The 15,183-nt window shown below is 42.5% G+C and carries 14 protein-coding genes; 4 read left to right on the forward strand and 10 right to left on the reverse strand.

Annotated elements, in window-relative coordinates; genetic code table 11:
- Positions 1–11 precede the first annotated feature (11 nt).
- The 5 genes from pfkA to dnaE form a co-directional block, all read right to left on the reverse strand.
- The gene (gene pfkA, locus MHB79_RS13145) at positions 12–971 is read right to left on the reverse strand and encodes a 6-phosphofructokinase (protein ID WP_012010865.1); all 960 of its coding nucleotides are present in this window, start codon (positions 969–971) and stop codon (positions 12–14) included.
- 342 nt (positions 972–1,313) lie between these two features.
- A complete protein-coding gene (accA, locus tag MHB79_RS13150) occupies positions 1,314–2,291 on the reverse strand; it encodes an acetyl-CoA carboxylase carboxyl transferase subunit alpha (RefSeq protein WP_003216264.1) in 978 nt (325 codons plus the stop codon).
- The gene (gene accD, locus MHB79_RS13155; RefSeq protein ID WP_034661853.1) at positions 2,276–3,151 is read right to left on the reverse strand and encodes an acetyl-CoA carboxylase, carboxyltransferase subunit beta; all 876 of its coding nucleotides are present in this window, start codon (positions 3,149–3,151) and stop codon (positions 2,276–2,278) included. The genes accA and accD overlap by 16 nt, the downstream gene beginning before the upstream one ends.
- 304 nt (positions 3,152–3,455) lie before the next feature.
- Positions 3,456–4,688 (reverse strand): NAD(P)-dependent malic enzyme, encoded by a 1,233-nt coding sequence (locus tag MHB79_RS13160; RefSeq protein ID WP_050943586.1) that lies wholly within the window; start codon positions 4,686–4,688, stop codon positions 3,456–3,458.
- Positions 4,689–4,829: 141 nt separating this feature from the next.
- Complete coding sequence (gene dnaE / locus MHB79_RS13165; RefSeq protein WP_340989932.1) at positions 4,830–8,165, reverse strand: DNA polymerase III subunit alpha; 3,336 nt, start codon at positions 8,163–8,165, stop codon at positions 4,830–4,832.
- Positions 8,166–8,302: 137 nt separating this feature from the next.
- Between dnaE and MHB79_RS13170 the strand changes: the two genes are divergently transcribed.
- The 3 genes from MHB79_RS13170 (at position 8,303) to MHB79_RS13180 (ending at position 9,439) form a co-directional block, all read left to right on the forward strand.
- Positions 8,303–8,644, forward strand: coding sequence for a YtrH family sporulation protein (locus tag MHB79_RS13170; RefSeq protein ID WP_034661856.1), 342 nt, complete (start codon positions 8,303–8,305; stop codon positions 8,642–8,644).
- Complete coding sequence (ytrI, locus tag MHB79_RS13175; RefSeq protein WP_003216226.1) at positions 8,641–9,144, forward strand: sporulation membrane protein YtrI; 504 nt, start codon at positions 8,641–8,643, stop codon at positions 9,142–9,144. The genes MHB79_RS13170 and ytrI overlap by 4 nt, the downstream gene beginning before the upstream one ends.
- Before the next feature lie 109 nt (positions 9,145–9,253).
- On the forward strand, positions 9,254–9,439 hold the full coding sequence (locus MHB79_RS13180) for a hypothetical protein (protein ID WP_003216400.1): 186 nt from the start codon (positions 9,254–9,256) through the stop codon (positions 9,437–9,439).
- Between the two features lie 51 nt (positions 9,440–9,490).
- Here the strand turns inward: MHB79_RS13180 and MHB79_RS13185 are convergent, their stop codons facing one another.
- Positions 9,491–10,432 (reverse strand): DHH family phosphoesterase, encoded by a 942-nt coding sequence (locus MHB79_RS13185; protein WP_044139298.1) that lies wholly within the window; start codon positions 10,430–10,432, stop codon positions 9,491–9,493.
- Between the two features lie 147 nt (positions 10,433–10,579).
- Between MHB79_RS13185 and MHB79_RS13190 the strand changes: the two genes are divergently transcribed.
- The gene (locus tag MHB79_RS13190) at positions 10,580–10,882 is read left to right on the forward strand and encodes a YtpI family protein (RefSeq protein WP_003216665.1); all 303 of its coding nucleotides are present in this window, start codon (positions 10,580–10,582) and stop codon (positions 10,880–10,882) included.
- A 55-nt stretch (positions 10,883–10,937) separates the two neighbouring features.
- On the opposite strand, the gene MHB79_RS13195 is transcribed toward MHB79_RS13190, so the two are convergent.
- The 4 genes from MHB79_RS13195 to MHB79_RS13210 all read right to left on the reverse strand — a co-directional run bounded on the left by MHB79_RS13195 (position 10,938) and on the right by MHB79_RS13210 (position 15,121).
- Positions 10,938–12,260: a CBS domain-containing protein gene (locus MHB79_RS13195; protein WP_003216834.1), complete on the reverse strand. Its 1,323-nt coding sequence runs from the start codon at positions 12,258–12,260 to the stop codon at positions 10,938–10,940.
- A 346-nt stretch (positions 12,261–12,606) separates the two neighbouring features.
- Positions 12,607–13,290 carry a metal-dependent hydrolase gene (locus MHB79_RS13200; protein ID WP_321999455.1) on the reverse strand — a complete coding sequence of 228 codons (684 nt, stop codon included), beginning with the start codon at positions 13,288–13,290 and terminating at the stop codon, positions 12,607–12,609.
- A 66-nt stretch (positions 13,291–13,356) separates the two neighbouring features.
- A complete protein-coding gene (locus MHB79_RS13205) occupies positions 13,357–14,112 on the reverse strand; it encodes an SDR family oxidoreductase (protein WP_050943582.1) in 756 nt (251 codons plus the stop codon).
- A gap of 106 nt (positions 14,113–14,218) precedes the next feature.
- The gene (locus tag MHB79_RS13210; protein ID WP_340989934.1) at positions 14,219–15,121 is read right to left on the reverse strand and encodes an aminoglycoside phosphotransferase family protein; all 903 of its coding nucleotides are present in this window, start codon (positions 15,119–15,121) and stop codon (positions 14,219–14,221) included.
- Between the last annotated feature and the right edge of the window lie 62 nt (positions 15,122–15,183).

Consider the following 15,183-nt stretch of genomic DNA (forward strand, 5'->3'; position numbering starts at 1 on the left):
GTCTTCTCGTATTATATAGAGAGCTCTTGTGAAAGTCGGTACATATTTTGATCGACTGTATGTTTTTTATCTAAGATATCTAAAATATCGTGGTGAACGAGTTCGTTGCTTTGAATGCCCACACAGCGTCCGCCTTTTCCTTCAAGAAGAAGTTCTACTGCGTATGCTCCTAAACGGCTTGCGAGTACTCGGTCAAATGCGCTTGGAGAACCTCCGCGCTGAATATGTCCTAAGACAGATACACGGGTTTCAAGGCTTGTCTCCTCTTCAATCCGCTTACCAAATTCAACACCGCTGCCTACGCCTTCTGCGACGATGATGATACTGTGCTTCTTGCCGCGCTCGTGCCCTCTTCTTAATCTCGCGATAATTTCATCCATGTCATAGTCTGCTTCAGGAATCAAAATAGATTCGGCTCCGCCTGCAAGACCTGACCAAAGAGCAATATCACCAGCATGTCTTCCCATTACTTCCACTACGTATGTACGTTCATGAGATGTGGCTGTATCACGAATTTTATCAATGGCGTCAATGACTGTATTCAGTGCTGTATCAAAGCCAATAGTGAAATCAGTACCTGGGATATCGTTGTCGATTGTACCCGGGACACCTACACATGGAAAACCGAGCTCAGTTAATTTCTTCGCTCCCATGAATGAACCGTCTCCGCCAATCACAACAAGTCCTTCAATACCGAATTTTTTTAAGTTCTCAATGCCTTTTTCACGACCTTCAACTGTCTTGAATTCAGGGCATCTTGCCGTGTAAAGTTTTGTTCCTCCACGATGAATGATATCGCCAACTGAACCTATTTCAAGTTTCTCAATTTTACCGTTAATTAGACCTGAATATCCATTATAAATACCGTAAACTTCAACATTATGGTAAATCGCTTTCCTTACAACTGCGCGCACAGCTGCATTCATTCCTGGGGAATCCCCACCGCTCGTTAAAACTCCTATACGCTTCATCTTTTTCACCTCAGAGACCATATATGAATTAAACATACCATTTCCACTGCTTGAAAACAATCATGAGCAAAACCAGATGTTTTCAATACGTATTTCTAAAACCGTACTTATTATACAATTAAATAAACCGTTTTTAAACAAAAGTTAAGAAAGTCATGAAAGCAATTCTTTCAAAAGCGAGGAAGATCCAGCCTTCTAAAGCCCACCGTATCAGGGTTTTCAGACGTTTCAAACTTTATGAAAACAAAAGAAAATTATTTTCAAATAGCGCTTACATGAGGTCGGTTTTCATGAAAAAGGATGAAAAAAAATAAACGCCAGCCAAAAAGGCTGTACGTTTATTTAGTTTACCCCAATATATTGATTTTCAACCGATACTTTCCCGATTGCTTTGTATTTTTGATATCTTTGTTCGACTAGTTCTTCAGGTGTTAGTTTGAGCAAAGATGTAAGTGACTGTTTTAATGTTTTTTCAATGTAGGCTGCTTGTTGTTTCACGTCTCGGTGTGCTCCACCTTGCACTTCTTTAATAACATCATCTATAATATCTAATTCTTTTAGGTCTGGAGCCGTAATTTTCATTGATTCTGCAGCTTTTTTCGCAAGTGATGAGTCCTTCCAGAGCAGTGCTGCTGCACCTTCAGGTGAAATCACTGAATACGTTGAATTCTCTAGCATGTATAGGTGGTTTCCTACGCCTAAGCCTAGTGCGCCGCCACTTCCGCCTTCTCCAATGACAATACAGACAACCGGTACACGAAGTCCTGCCATTTCGAATAGGTTTTTCGCAATTGCTTCACTTTGCCCGCGTTCTTCAGCTGCTTTACCAGGATAAGCTCCTTTTGTATCAATAAAGCAAATGATCGGGCGATTAAATTTATCTGCTTGTTTCATCAAGCGCAGCGCTTTACGGTAGCCTTCTGGATGAGGCATTCCGAAATTACGGCGCAAGTTTTCTTTTGTATCTTTACCGCGCTGATGGCCAATCACCGTGACAGGAAGCCCTTTAAACGTGGCAATTCCTCCAACGATCGCTTCATCATCGCCATAAAAACGGTCACCGTGACACTCGAAAAAGTTGTCAAACAGCTCTTGAATGTAATCGAGAGTTGTTGGGCGCATCGCATGACGAGCAATCTGTACTCTGTCCCATGGTTTTAAATTTGTATAAATGTCTGCTTCAAGTTTGCTCAGACGTGTTTCAAGACGCTCAATTTCTGCACTTAAATCCATTTCTGAGTTTTGTGTGAACTTTTTCAGTTCATCAATTTTCGCTCGAAGTTCAATGACAGGTTTTTCAAATTCTAGTTCTCCAGCCACTCTCGTTCACCTCCTGTGCTGTGTAATGCTAAGATTCGGCCTAGTGTTTCTTTCATCTCTGCACGATGAATGACAGCATCCAATTGACCATGCTTCATTAAAAATTCAGCCGTTTGGAAGTCCTCTGGCAGGTCTTCACGAATGGTTTGTTCAATGATTCTACGACCTGCAAACCCAATTAAAGCACCAGGTTCTGCAAAGTTGTAATCACCAAGAGACGCGAAACTAGCTGATACACCGCCAGTTGTTGGGTTCGTCATCACAGAGATAATCAAACCTTGATCCTCGCTGAACAGCTTTAATGCTGAGCTTGTTTTTGCCATCTGCATAAGACTGAGGATCCCCTCTTGCATTCTCGCTCCGCCTGATGCAGTAAAGATGATAAATGGCACCTTGTCCGCTTTTGCTTTCTCGATCGCAAGTGTGATCTTTTCACCAACAACTGAGCCCATGCTGCCCATACGGAATGTGGCATCCATGACAGCGATCACAGCACGCTGGCCTTCAATTTCACCTTGACCTGTGACAATGGCTTCATTCAAAGACGTTTTTTCTCTGTCTTTCTCAAGCTTTTCTTCGTAGCCTGGGAATCCGAGCGGGTTTTCTGAGATCAGGTGCCCGTTAAATTCTTCAAATGTGCCTTCGTCAACAAGGCTGTCAATACGCTGTTTTGCATTCATTTGCAAATGTCTACCGCAATTCATGCAAACACGTAAATTTTTATCTAGTTCTTTGGTGAGCATTATTTTTTTACATTGCGGACATTTGGTCATGATGCCTTCAGGCACATCTTGACTTGCCTGTTCAGAGGGTACAGATGCATATTTTTTCTTTTTACTGAAAATATTTTTGATTGACAAATGACTACCTCCCTTTTTGAAGGGTTTTTTCTTTACACGCACATCCACTATTATAGGACATGTCATAACTGTACCGAAACTATTGTACTTTTTTTGTCAAACGCTGTCATCCTTCATTCAATTTTTTCAGTGGGGAATTGATGAGAAATGAGTATGTGTTTGGGGCGCTGAGCAGTTGATATATGTGAATTGTGAACGTCTACAAAAAAATATCATTCCGGATGAAAAAATTTTCGCGTATGAGAGGAAATGGTGCACGTCTTTCCTCCAATTTCAGAAAGAACGTGCACACTTTTCCAATTGATTATTCGCCGATAATCGTTAATTTTCTTGTTTTTTCAGCGACTTCTTCTGGGTCGACTTTGATTCTTGCAACACCAGTTTCCATTGCTGCTTTTGCTACTGCTTTTGCTACCGCTGGTGCTACACGTGCATCAAATGGTTCAGGGATGACGTATTCAGCTGACAATTTATCATCTGAAACAAGAGAAGCAATTGCTTCAACGGCTGCAATTTTCATTTCTTCGTTAATGTGAGTTGCTCGTACATCTAATGCTCCGCGGAAAATTCCTGGGAATGCCAGTACGTTGTTTACTTGGTTCGGGAAGTCAGAACGGCCAGTTCCTACAACACTTGCGCCTGCTGCATGTGCATCTTCTGGCATGATCTCTGGATTAGGATTCGCCATTGCGAAGATGACAGGATCTTTTGCCATTTTGCCAACCATTTCTTTTGTTAGAGCGCCTGCTGCTGAAACCCCAATGAAGACGTCAGCGCCTTCAATCACTTCTTCTAATGAACCTTCTTTACGGTCTTGGTTCGTGAATTTAGCCACTTCGTTTTTCACTGCATTCATACCGTTCGGGCGGCCTTCGTAAATTGCGCCTTTTGTATCACACATGATGATATCACGTACACCGAAATGATATAGAAGCTTGATAATCGCAATTCCCGCTGCTCCAGCGCCGTTTGCCACCACTTTGATAGAGGACATTGATTTTCCAGACAGTTTCAGTGCATTTACAAGTCCAGCTACTGTCACAATCGCTGTTCCGTGCTGATCATCGTGGAACACTGGAATGTTTGTCTCTTTTTTCAAGCGCTCTTCGATAATGAAGCAGTTTGGAGCTGCAATATCTTCAAGGTTGACACCGCCAAACGTTGGCTCAAGAAGCTTTACTGTTTCAACGATTTTGTCTACATCGTTTGTCGCAAGCGCGATTGGGAAGGCATCAACGCCAGCGAAGCTTTTGAATAATACAGCTTTTCCTTCCATGACTGGAAGAGATGCTTCTGCACCAATATTTCCAAGCCCTAAAACAGCACTTCCGTCTGTGACAACAGCGACCATGTTGCCTTTCATTGTATAATCATACACTTTGCTTGTGTCGTCATAAATATCTTTACATGGTTCTGCAACACCAGGTGAGTAAGCCAAGCTCAAGTCTTTCGCATTTTTCACTTGTACTTTTGATTTTGATTCAAGTTTGCCTTGATTCTCTTTGTGCATATGTAATGCTTCTTCTCTTAATGACATGTGATGAACACTCCTTCAAGTGGAAAATGATTTAATGAATTGCTAAGTTGATAAGCACATACTGGCAGTTTTAAATACACAGAATCTTTAAAATGATAACACAATAGGTGAATTTGTAAAACATATTCAGGCGATTTGTCATCATTTAATCACAACGTTTTGTTCACCGAGCAGCTCTTTTAACTGGAAAATGACAGCATGATCTGCATGAACTTTGTATGCATCTGGAAGTCTCACTGTCTTTTTTTGCTTCTCATAATACAAATAGACATCTGCTTCTCCGCTGTGCATCGAGATCACCCGCTTTACTTGCTCTAGCAGCTCCTGCGTATGATTTTCTTCTTTCACTCGAATGTAGACAGACTCTTTTCTTTGTGTGCCCATCTCTTCAAGCAGAACGGCTTCTTGCACGATGATCTGGCTGCTGTCATTTCTGACATCTATTCTGCCTTCAACATAAAGCATGGCGCCCTCCTCAAGTAAGGGGGACAGCTTTCTAAATTGCTCTGGAAAGACGACGCCTTCCATTTCTCCCGTTTCATCCCCAAATGTGATAAATGCCATCGATTGTCCATTTTTTGTTCGAATCGATTTCACTTTTGTCAAAAGACCACCCATTGAGACCTTTCGCTTTATATAGGAAGAAAGTCTGATGATGTCCACTGCACCATTCTCTCTTAAGCGATCTCGGTACGCTTGTACAGGATGATTTGATAAATATAGTCCAAGTGCCTCTTTTTCAAATTGCAGGAGATCGACAAGCGGCAATTCTTCTATCTCCGCATATTTTGGCTTAATGGAGAAGGTTGTATCCCCCAGAAAGTCGAGCTGATCATCTGGATTTAAAAATGACACGTGGTCTAATGCAATATCTATTGATGCCAATAACGAAGCACGATTTGGATAAAGCTCATCCATCGCCCCTGAAAAAATGAGCGCTTCAATCGTTTTTCGGTTGACACTCTTTGCTGATACTCTTGCGCAAAAATCAAATAAATCTTCAAACGGCTTTTCCTGTCTTGCCCTGTATATATCCTTTACAGCTGACACTCCGACATTTTTGATCGCTCTTAAGCTGTAGCGGATCTCCCCTTTTTCAACCGTAAATGGAAATTCACTCTTATTAATAGAAGGCTTCAACACAGATATCCCTTTTTCCTTTGCCTCATAGAAATATTGAGCGACTTTGTCTTCATTTCCAATCACACTCGTTAAAAGTCCGCACATAAAATATAACGGATAATGCGCTTTTAAGTAAGCAAGCTGAAAGCCAATCATGCTATATGCAACAGCATGGCTTCTATTAAAACCATAGTTTGCAAATTTGACGATTAAGTCATAAACGTCATTTGCAATGTTAACAGGATACTCCTTTTTTAGGCATCCTTCAACAAAATGGCTCCGCTCTTCATCAAGGACCTTTTTATCCTTCTTCGAAACAGCTCTTCTTAATAGATCTGCCTCGCCAAGCTGAAAGCCTGCCATCTTCGCTGCAATCAGCATAATTTGCTCCTGATAGACGATGACCCCATATGTGTCTTTTAAAATGTCATACAAATCAGGATGCGGGTAAGAGACCTTGACTCTGCCGTGCTTTCGATCGATAAAAAGCGGGATATTCTCCATTGGACCTGGGCGATAGAGGGCATTGACTGCCACGATGTCTTCTAAACTAGAGGGCTTAAGGCGTCTCAGCACCTGACGCATCCCTTGTGATTCAAGCTGGAAAATCCCAGTTGTATCTCCCGCTGATAACAATTCAAATGTTTTCTGATCTTCATATGAAATGTCACTAAAGTTAATGTGGACGTTTTCCTGTCTTTCAATCTGGTTTTTAATGGATTCAATTAAGGTTAAGTTCCTTAGTCCTAAGAAATCCATCTTTAAAAGCCCGAGATCTTCTAAATAATTCATCGCATACTGCGTTAAATACACACCATCATGGCCGTCTTGAATAGGAACAATCTCTGTCAGCGGCTCCTCGCTCAGCACAACGCCGGCTGCATGTGTCGAGGTATGTCTTGGCAAGCCTTCTACCTTTAAAGCAGTTTGAAAGACTTGCCTGAGCTCTTCGGACTGCTGGAGCATTGTTTTTAATTCAGGAGATGCAGCTAGCGCTTCTTTCAGCGTCGTTCCTGGCTTTGATGGAATCAGCTTTGCGAGACGGTCCGCTGCCTTTGAATCAATCCCCATCACACGTCCGACATCTCTTAAGGCTGCTTTTGCTGCAAGGGTTCCAAACGTGACAATTTGCGCCACATGCATGTCTCCGTATTTGTCTTTTACATAAGAAATGATTTCATCTCTTCTCGTATCGGGGAAATCTATATCAATATCAGGCATACTGATTCGCTCAGGATTTAAGAAACGTTCAAATAACAAACCGTGACGGAGCGGATCAACATCCGTAATAAACAGTACATAGGCAACAAGTGAGCCTGCTGCCGATCCCCGGCCCGGCCCTGTGACAATGCCTTGGTCATGGGCATACTTCATAAAATCCCACACGATGAGAAAATAATCACTGAAATTCATTTTTTGGATAATGCTCAGTTCGTACTCAAGTCTTTTCACATACGCGTCATTTGAAGCAATCTTTCTTTGCTTCATCCCTTCTACACACACTTTGCGTAAAAACTGATCTGCTGTTGATTGATCAGGGGTCGGATAGGATGGGAGTTTTGTCTGCCCAAGATTTAAATCGACTTCACAGCGGTCTGCGATCTCCACCGTTCTAGATAGCAGCTCCGTATCCTGCGTATACCATTCCTTCATTTCTTCAAAGGTTCTGAAATGCTTTTCTGCTCGGTCTTCCTCAATTTCGGACAACTGCTGCCCTGCCTTAATGGCCTTTAAACACATATAGGCCGTTTTGTCTTCCAGGTTGATGTAGTGGACATCTCCTGTCGCAACAAGAGGAATGTCGGCACTTTTTGAGACGTCCCTCAGTTTACCGGCAAGCGATTCGTCTTGCTGAAATGGCTGAAGTGCGATGTATACATGTCCCTCACCGAAAATATGTTTCAATTGTTTCGCCGCATCATGCGCTTCTTCTAGCTGATCATGCTGAAGCAGCGTTTCAATGTAACCAGAAACGCCTGGTGTGATGGCAATGAGCCCGCGGTGGTAGCTTTTCAGCCATTTCTCTTTCAGTCCAGCTTTTGATTTTGATTTCAGCACACTGCTGATTTTGATCAAGTTTTGGTAGCCTTCATTGTTTTTGGCAAGGAGCACCAAGGGATAAGCCTCTGTCTCTTGTTCATCTATGAAGACAGAAGCTGTTAAACCGATGACCGGCTTGATGCCATGTTTTTTACATTCCTTATAAAATTCAACCGTTCCATACATCACATGGTCATCGGTAAGAGCGAGCGCCTTGCAGCCAAGTTCTTTTGCTTTCAGCACAAGCTCCTTTACTTTTGCTGCGCTGCTTAATAAGCTGTATCCACTGTGGACCTGAAGATGAACATAAGACATGCTTAATCCACTCCTTTCGTCTAAAGTCATTCTTTCATTATAAAACGCGATGCGATGAGAAACAAATGTTCTTTCTTTTCTGTCCGTTCATACTTGTCCCGCACGCACCATATATTGAATAGAGTGAGGTGGACAAAATGGATGTGAAGGAAGCTTTTATTCCAAATTTTATTAGCTGTTATTTTATTGCACTTGGGGTCATTTTGGGTGGTGCCATTATAGGCGGTGTTGGTGCTTATTTGTCTGGTCAGCCGCCTTTATCCATTATTACGAGTCTTGCCAACCGTTTAAAGATTTGGGCGCTTGTCGCAGCTATCGGCGGAACGTTTGATGCTGTTTATAGCTTTGAACGAGGTATTTTTGAAGGGAACACGCGTGATATTTTCAAGCAGATTTTATTAATTGTCTCTGCCATGGGCGGTGCGCAAACGGGTTATCTTATTATCACGTGGCTCACACAGGAGCATGTGTCATCATGAGGGTGCCGGAGCTGTACAAACGTCCAGGCTGGCAGCGTTTTTTTGCGGGGATGATGTTTGGCGCGATTGTGAGCTGGCTCATTTTCCTCTTTACATACGGAACCTTTCAGGAAAAGCAGGTGACACTGCTGAGAAGCCAGCAGCACCATATGGACAGTCTGAAAGAACAAATCACACTCTATCGGGAAGATTTGCATAAGTTAAATGAGGATAATAAGAAGCGGCTGCTGATCCAAAGCGTAGATGTCCATCTCGTCAATCGTGAGCAATATAAAATCCCAGAGCCAGATACGCTAAAATTTGAAGATCAGGTCAAGGAGGATATCTCAGAGGTTATTACAAAGGATATTGAAAGTGTCTATAAAACAAAGGAATTATTAAAACGCACGGTCGAAAACAAAGAATATACCATTCGGGAAAAGGCTTACCGCGCCAAAGTGACAGAGCTGACAATTTATACAAAGCTTTCACTTGAAGTGCGCATTTCATTTGCTGAATAAGTGATCATGTGGAATTTTTATGAATTTCTGCCCTCAATGATCGCTTTTCCCCCTTAATTTTTATACACTAAAAGTAGAACGAGATCTAAAACAGAAAGAGGTGAGGACAATGGAGGTTTATAGCTATCGTCAAATGGCACGAGACAAAGCAAGCCGGATCAAGGACGGCATGTGTGCTTATGCTGAGACAGAAATGATGGCTCATTTAATTAAAAAAGAATTAAAGCATCAAAATCTCCAAGCCTATGAAGATTCAACTGACATCGGCTGCTGGTTTATCCCTGTATGCAAGTAACCCTCTTCTCCATGACAAAAAAAGAGAGAGGGGACTTGAAGCCCCCCTCTCTCATGATGATGATTTACATACTTCTTCTAAATCACGCAAAATCTCATCTGCCACGGCCCAATCATAAATAGACGCACCAGCTGCAAGCGGGTGGCCGCCGCCATGATATTTTTTCGCAATGGTATTAATGACGACGCCTTTCGAACGGAATCTAACACGAATCTGATCATTTTCTTCCACAAAAAAGACCCATGCCTTAATCCCTGCAATATTTCCAAGTGTTCCAACAAGCTGTGAGGCTTGCTGGGCTGTCGTTTGGAACGATTCCAAAATATCCTGCTTAATGAAAACAGAAGCGACTCCATTCTCTGACAAAGAAATATGTTGAAAAATATAGCCATTTAATTTCACGACATTCAGATCCGTCTCATACAATTGATTGAAAAGGTCTGAAGATGAAAATGGATATTCGATCAGTTCACCAGCATATTTGAGCGTCTTTTTCGTCGTGTTTGGGAAAAGGAAGCGGCCTGTGTCTCCTACAATGCCGGCATAAATGAGCTCTGCCGCCTTTGTATTCAGCTGATATCCTTCTTCTTTCCCCTCTAAATACAATTCATAAATCATCTCGCTCACAGAGCTTGCCTCTGTATCTACCCAAAGCAAATCACCATAAGGATCTTCATTTGGATGATGATCAATTTTCATCAGCTTGTCGCCCATTGAATAGCGCTGATCGTCAATTCTTGCTTGATTGGCTGTATCACAGACAATGACAAGGGCATCTTTGTACACGTCATCCGGCACTTCATCAAGTTCATACAAAAATGAAAGGGTTGGCTCCGGGGTTCCTGTTGCATAAATATTTTTTTCTGGATAGGTGGCACGCAAGATTTCCGTAAGGCCGCACTGCGATCCATACGCATCAGGATCTGGTCTTACATGTCTATGAATGATGATGGTGTCATATAATGATATGGTTCTAATCAGTTCTTTTTTCATAAAAACTCCTTCTTATCCGATACTCTTTTTATTATTAAATCATAATCTATCCTGACGGAAAAGTGTGGAATAGACAATTTATTCTAGTAAGCAAGCCTATTTACGTTTAAAATAGGGTTGTAACCACTTACAATGGAGGCTTGGCACATGCTTGTTTTGATTGTGTTTATTATTTGTTCTGCCATGTTTTATTTATACTACAAAGCAAAGAATGTACGTACGAACCGCCCAGTCGAAAAGAAATTCTGGTCGGCGAAATCCAGTATGGCACTTGGCTGCTTTGTCCTGCTCTTCGGTGTGAATCAATTATTTTTAAACCGCTCGTCACTCGCATTTGTCATTGGATTTATTTTTGTTGCTGTCGGTATCGGCAGTACGTGGGCTGGATATAAAGCCTACAAGCATTACCTTCCGCTCTTTTTAAAGGAAGGCGAAAAAGATCACGCATAATAAGAGAGAAGGGCTAAAATGATGTTTATTTTAGCCCTTTGTCTTTTTCAGCAGATTATCCTCTCTCCATGAGCTGCACCATCAGCATGGCTTTACCGACGATATTCGATTGATGATAAACTTCCACTTCCAGCTTTCCAAACTTGCGTCCTACTTCTAAAATATTTGGCTTGATCTGTATCGTGGATTCCATTTGAACCGGTTTTAAGAAGTAGACAGAGAGACTTTCGACAATCAGCTCCCCTTTTTTATGAGACTTCAAGAAGCGGTTGGCGGATTCAATTAAAATTTGCGTGAACACGCCATATGAAATGTTTCCGAGCTGGTTTGTCATTTGTGGTGTGACCTCATATTGATACACGGCATCTGCCTTTGGTTTTTCTGTATCGGTCTCTTTAAACCCTCTTGAGACAACATCATCCAGTTTTTCTCCGACCTGCGGCTGCTTTTGAATCATTTGAAGCGCCTTCAGCACGTCCTGACGACTGATCATTCCAATCAGTTTCGCATAATCATCTACAACAGGCAGCACCTCAATGCCTTCCCATACCATCATTTGAGCAGCAGAAGCGACAGAGGTTTTGCCAATGACTGTCAGTGGGTTTTTCGTCATGACCTTTTCAATCGGTGTGGAGCGGTCATGCCCCGCGATATCCTTTGAGGTGAGAATGCCGTGAATTTTCATTTGGTCGTCTGCGACCGGAAAGCGTCCGTGGCCAGTTTCATAGTTCTTTTCATACCATTTTTCAAGCTTATCCTCTGGTGATAAATACACTGTTCGTTCTATCGGCGTTAAAATATCTTCCACAAGCACAATCTCTTTTTTTATGAGTTGGTCATAAATGGCCCGGTTAATGAGAGCTGCTACGGTAAATGTATCGTAGCTTGTCGATAAGATCGGCAGCTCAAGCTCATCTGCGAGCTGAATGATTTCATCATCTGTTGAGAAGCCGCCCGTGACCAGCACAGCTGCTCCTGCCTCTAATGCTTGTCTGTGGGCATTGATCCGGTTTCCGACAATTAGCAGGTTTCCAGCTGCCGTATAGCGCATCATCGCATCAAGCTCCATCGCTCCGATGACAAATTTGTTTAATGTTTTATGTAAGCCCGCTCGTCCTCCAAGCACCTGTCCGTCAATCACATTGACCACTTCTGCATATGTCAGTTTTTCAATATTTTCTTTTTTCTTCTGTTCAATTCGAATGGTACCAACTCGTTCAATGGTACTGACGAATCCTTTATTTTCAGCATCCTTGATGGCCCGGTAAGCGGTCCCTTCACTCACTTTCATTTCTTTCGCAATACGCCGGACAGAAATTTTCTCTCCGACTTCTAATGAATCAATATACGATAAAATTTGTTCATGCTTTGTCGCCAATCCCGTTCACCCTTTTTGTTTTCAGCGTTTTCATCTAACTTTCATTATAAGGGCAGGAGGCTTTTAATAGCAATTTGTCTTTTTTCAGCGCGATACATGTAAACAAAAAAGCCGGCATTTGAGTGCCGGCTTTCAGATTGTTGACAAAGGGCTAAAATGATTTTTATTTTAGCCCTTTGTCTTCTTTTCAGCGTGATAGAAAACCTTTGCAGTCTAGGAAGGACGAGTACTGGCGCGGAGCGAATTTGACATTCGTGAGCACCAGCACGCAGGACTGACAATGAATGCGAGGGTTTGTCTACACGCTGAAAGCCGGCATTTGAGTGCCGACCTTTTGCTATGTTGATTAAATCTCTATCGATTCTCCGCTGTTTAACACATGACCGACGCCGCCATGGAGGCTGTCTGCAAATGCATGTGGGTCCTGCTCAATCGGCGGGAATGTGCTGTAGTGAATTGGCACGACTTGCTTCGCCCGAAGCCATTCGGCTGCGATTCTTGCATCGTCCGGTCCCATCGTGAAGTTATCACCGATCGGAAGGAATGCAAGCTCAATATGATTCAGCTCACCGATCAGCTTCATATCTGAAAAGAGTGCAGTGTCTCCGGCATGATAAATCGTTTTGCCCTCTGCGGTAAATAGAATACCTGATGGCATGCCTGTATACGTAATCGTTTTGGCATCTTCATCAATGATAGCAGAACCATGGAACGCTTGAGTGAGCTTCACTTTACCAAATTCAAACTCACGTCCGCCTCCAATCGAAAGCGGGTGCGTTTTCACCCCCTGCCAGCTTAAATAAGTGGCAAGCTCGAATGGCGCAATAACGAGCGCATCATTGTTTTTAGCGATTTCAATGGTGTCACCGACGTGATCTCCATGCCCGTGCGTGAGCAAAATGACATCCGCTTTGACATCTTGCGGTTTGATATCTGTGTGCTTATTTCCATTTAAAAATGGATCAATCCAAATATGGTATCCGTTTGTTTCAATGTGTACGACTGAATGTCCGTGATATGTAGCTTTCATGTGAGTATATCCACCTTTCGAATTTGATCTCATTTCATCTATTCCCTGTATAAAAAACTGAAAAACTTAATGTCTGTGAATGACGTTAAGACCACCTGTTGCTTCAATAACGGTTCCTGTAATCAGATCAGAGCGGTCATCGCATAAAAAGGAAATGATGCGCCCGATATCTTCTCCAGTACCAGACCTGCCAATCGGCGTTTCATCGTCTTTCATCTGGCGCGCTTCTTCTATTGTCGATTCTTTCATGTCTCCAACGATTTTGCCTGGACAAACCATATTGGCTGTGATGCCATTTTCGGCTTCTTCAATCGCAATGGTTTTCGTCAGTGACGCCAGCCCCACTTTTGCTGCTCCGAAGGCTGATCTGTGCATCCATCCCGGCGCATGGTCTGCGCCTTGAAAGCCATATGTGACAATTCGGCCGAAGCTTTGCTTTCTCATCATTGGGATGACCATACGGAACAAATGGAACACAGCAGATAGGTTGCCTTCCATCATTTGATACCATTCATCTTCGGAATAATCCGCTAGTTTTTTTCGTTCAAAAATATAAGGTCCGGCATTGTTAATCAAGGCATCGATCCGCCCAAATCGCTCGGCTGCCAGCTCGACCATATTTTTTAAATCTTCTTTGTTTGTCACGTCACCTTGGACAAATTGAAGCTTCTCTTCATATTGCTGCAATTCTTCTTTCATCTGGCGCACAGCTTCATCATCACTTCGATAATTTACTGTCACAGAATACCCCATATTCAGTAAAGACTCGGTGACTTTCCTGCCAAGTCCCTTAGAACCCGCTGTTATTAATGCGTGTCGCACACAATCTCCTCCTAAAACAAAGGTTGCAAGTTCATGTGTTTCTTTTGTTATCTTTACTTTACTATAAACCAGCATCTGGCGCACTTATGAACCCTTTCTGCTATTTCTATTTAGAATGAAAAAATGAAGGATGATTCATCCACTTTTGGATATCCCACGAGCCATGAATATCAAGAAGCAGCGAAACAAAACGGTAGCATTCTCTCACCTCATAAAGCTGGCGAGGAAGCGGGCAAATCTCTTCATAGCCCAACTGAACATCGTGTGCAGCTTCTTTCGTCAAAAGGTATTCCAATGCAATAAAATCAAACGCAGCTGGTCCAAATACGACGTATTCCGTATCAACTAGACTCGTCACTTGATCATACTTTTCAATATATTGCGACGGATCTAAATCAATTAAAATGAGACTGGCTGAATCAGGAGGACTGAGGTGGTCTAGCTTTTGCTGCACCATTTCTCCATAGCACTGAAATTCAGGCTGATCAGCGTAATAGCGGCTTATAAGTTTAGGCACAGCCCTTTTTAAAAGAGCATGGAATTCACTCAAATGTCTCTTTTCTGCTCCGTATATAGTACCGAAGGAGTGAGTTCGATGTGAATGAAGATGTGCTAGTTTCCTCCCGTAATCCATATAGAAATCTGATGAACGTCCCTTAAAAGATGTTAAAGGTGTTCCTTCTACTTTTTCCATGACATCATAATGTCTCCCCGCCATCTTCACTTTACGAACAACTTCCGGAATATGAAAGGAATTCGTCAGAGCCAGCTTTTCATTGATTTGATCGAGATGCTCTTGTCCCATATCGGCATTGACCCCATAGATCATGTTGATCCCATATACAAATTCACTTTCTGCTTTTGTCATTTTAGGAGATTTCACCACATATTCCGTTTTGTCTTGTAAGGAGATCAGCCACACATCATTGGCCCGTCCGTCGTACTGTTCTCCTAACGTCTTAACTGAGACGATGGGCTGGTCAAACAAAGCCTGAAGCGTTTTCTTCATGAACTGCTGTCATTCCCTCTTTAGCTTGGCACTGGTATGCTTTCAACTTCTCTAATGATGAT

The organism is Bacillus sp. FSL M7-0558 (assembly GCF_038003245.1).
Lineage (GTDB): Bacteria > Bacillota > Bacilli > Bacillales > Bacillaceae > Bacillus > Bacillus pumilus.

Bases quoted from the DNA above. Each gene is read 5' to 3' on its own strand.
- dnaE (WP_340989932.1), bottom strand. From the start codon at position 8,165: ATGTCTTATGTTCATCTTCAGGTCCACAGTGGATACAGCTTATTAAGC.
- MHB79_RS13200 (WP_321999455.1), bottom strand. From the start codon at position 13,290: ATGAAAGCTACATATCACGGACATTCAGTCGTACACATTGAAACAAAC.
- MHB79_RS13190 (WP_003216665.1), top strand. From the start codon at position 10,580: ATGCTTGTTTTGATTGTGTTTATTATTTGTTCTGCCATGTTTTATTTA.
- MHB79_RS13185 (WP_044139298.1), bottom strand. From the start codon at position 10,432: ATGAAAAAAGAACTGATTAGAACCATATCATTATATGACACCATCATC.
- pfkA (WP_012010865.1), bottom strand. From the start codon at position 971: ATGAAGCGTATAGGAGTTTTAACGAGCGGTGGGGATTCCCCAGGAATG.
- ytrI (WP_003216226.1), top strand. From the start codon at position 8,641: ATGAGGGTGCCGGAGCTGTACAAACGTCCAGGCTGGCAGCGTTTTTTT.
- MHB79_RS13180 (WP_003216400.1), top strand. From the start codon at position 9,254: ATGGAGGTTTATAGCTATCGTCAAATGGCACGAGACAAAGCAAGCCGG.
- MHB79_RS13160 (WP_050943586.1), bottom strand. From the start codon at position 4,688: ATGTCATTAAGAGAAGAAGCATTACATATGCACAAAGAGAATCAAGGC.
- MHB79_RS13170 (WP_034661856.1), top strand. From the start codon at position 8,303: ATGGATGTGAAGGAAGCTTTTATTCCAAATTTTATTAGCTGTTATTTT.
- MHB79_RS13210 (WP_340989934.1), bottom strand. From the start codon at position 15,121: ATGAAGAAAACGCTTCAGGCTTTGTTTGACCAGCCCATCGTCTCAGTT.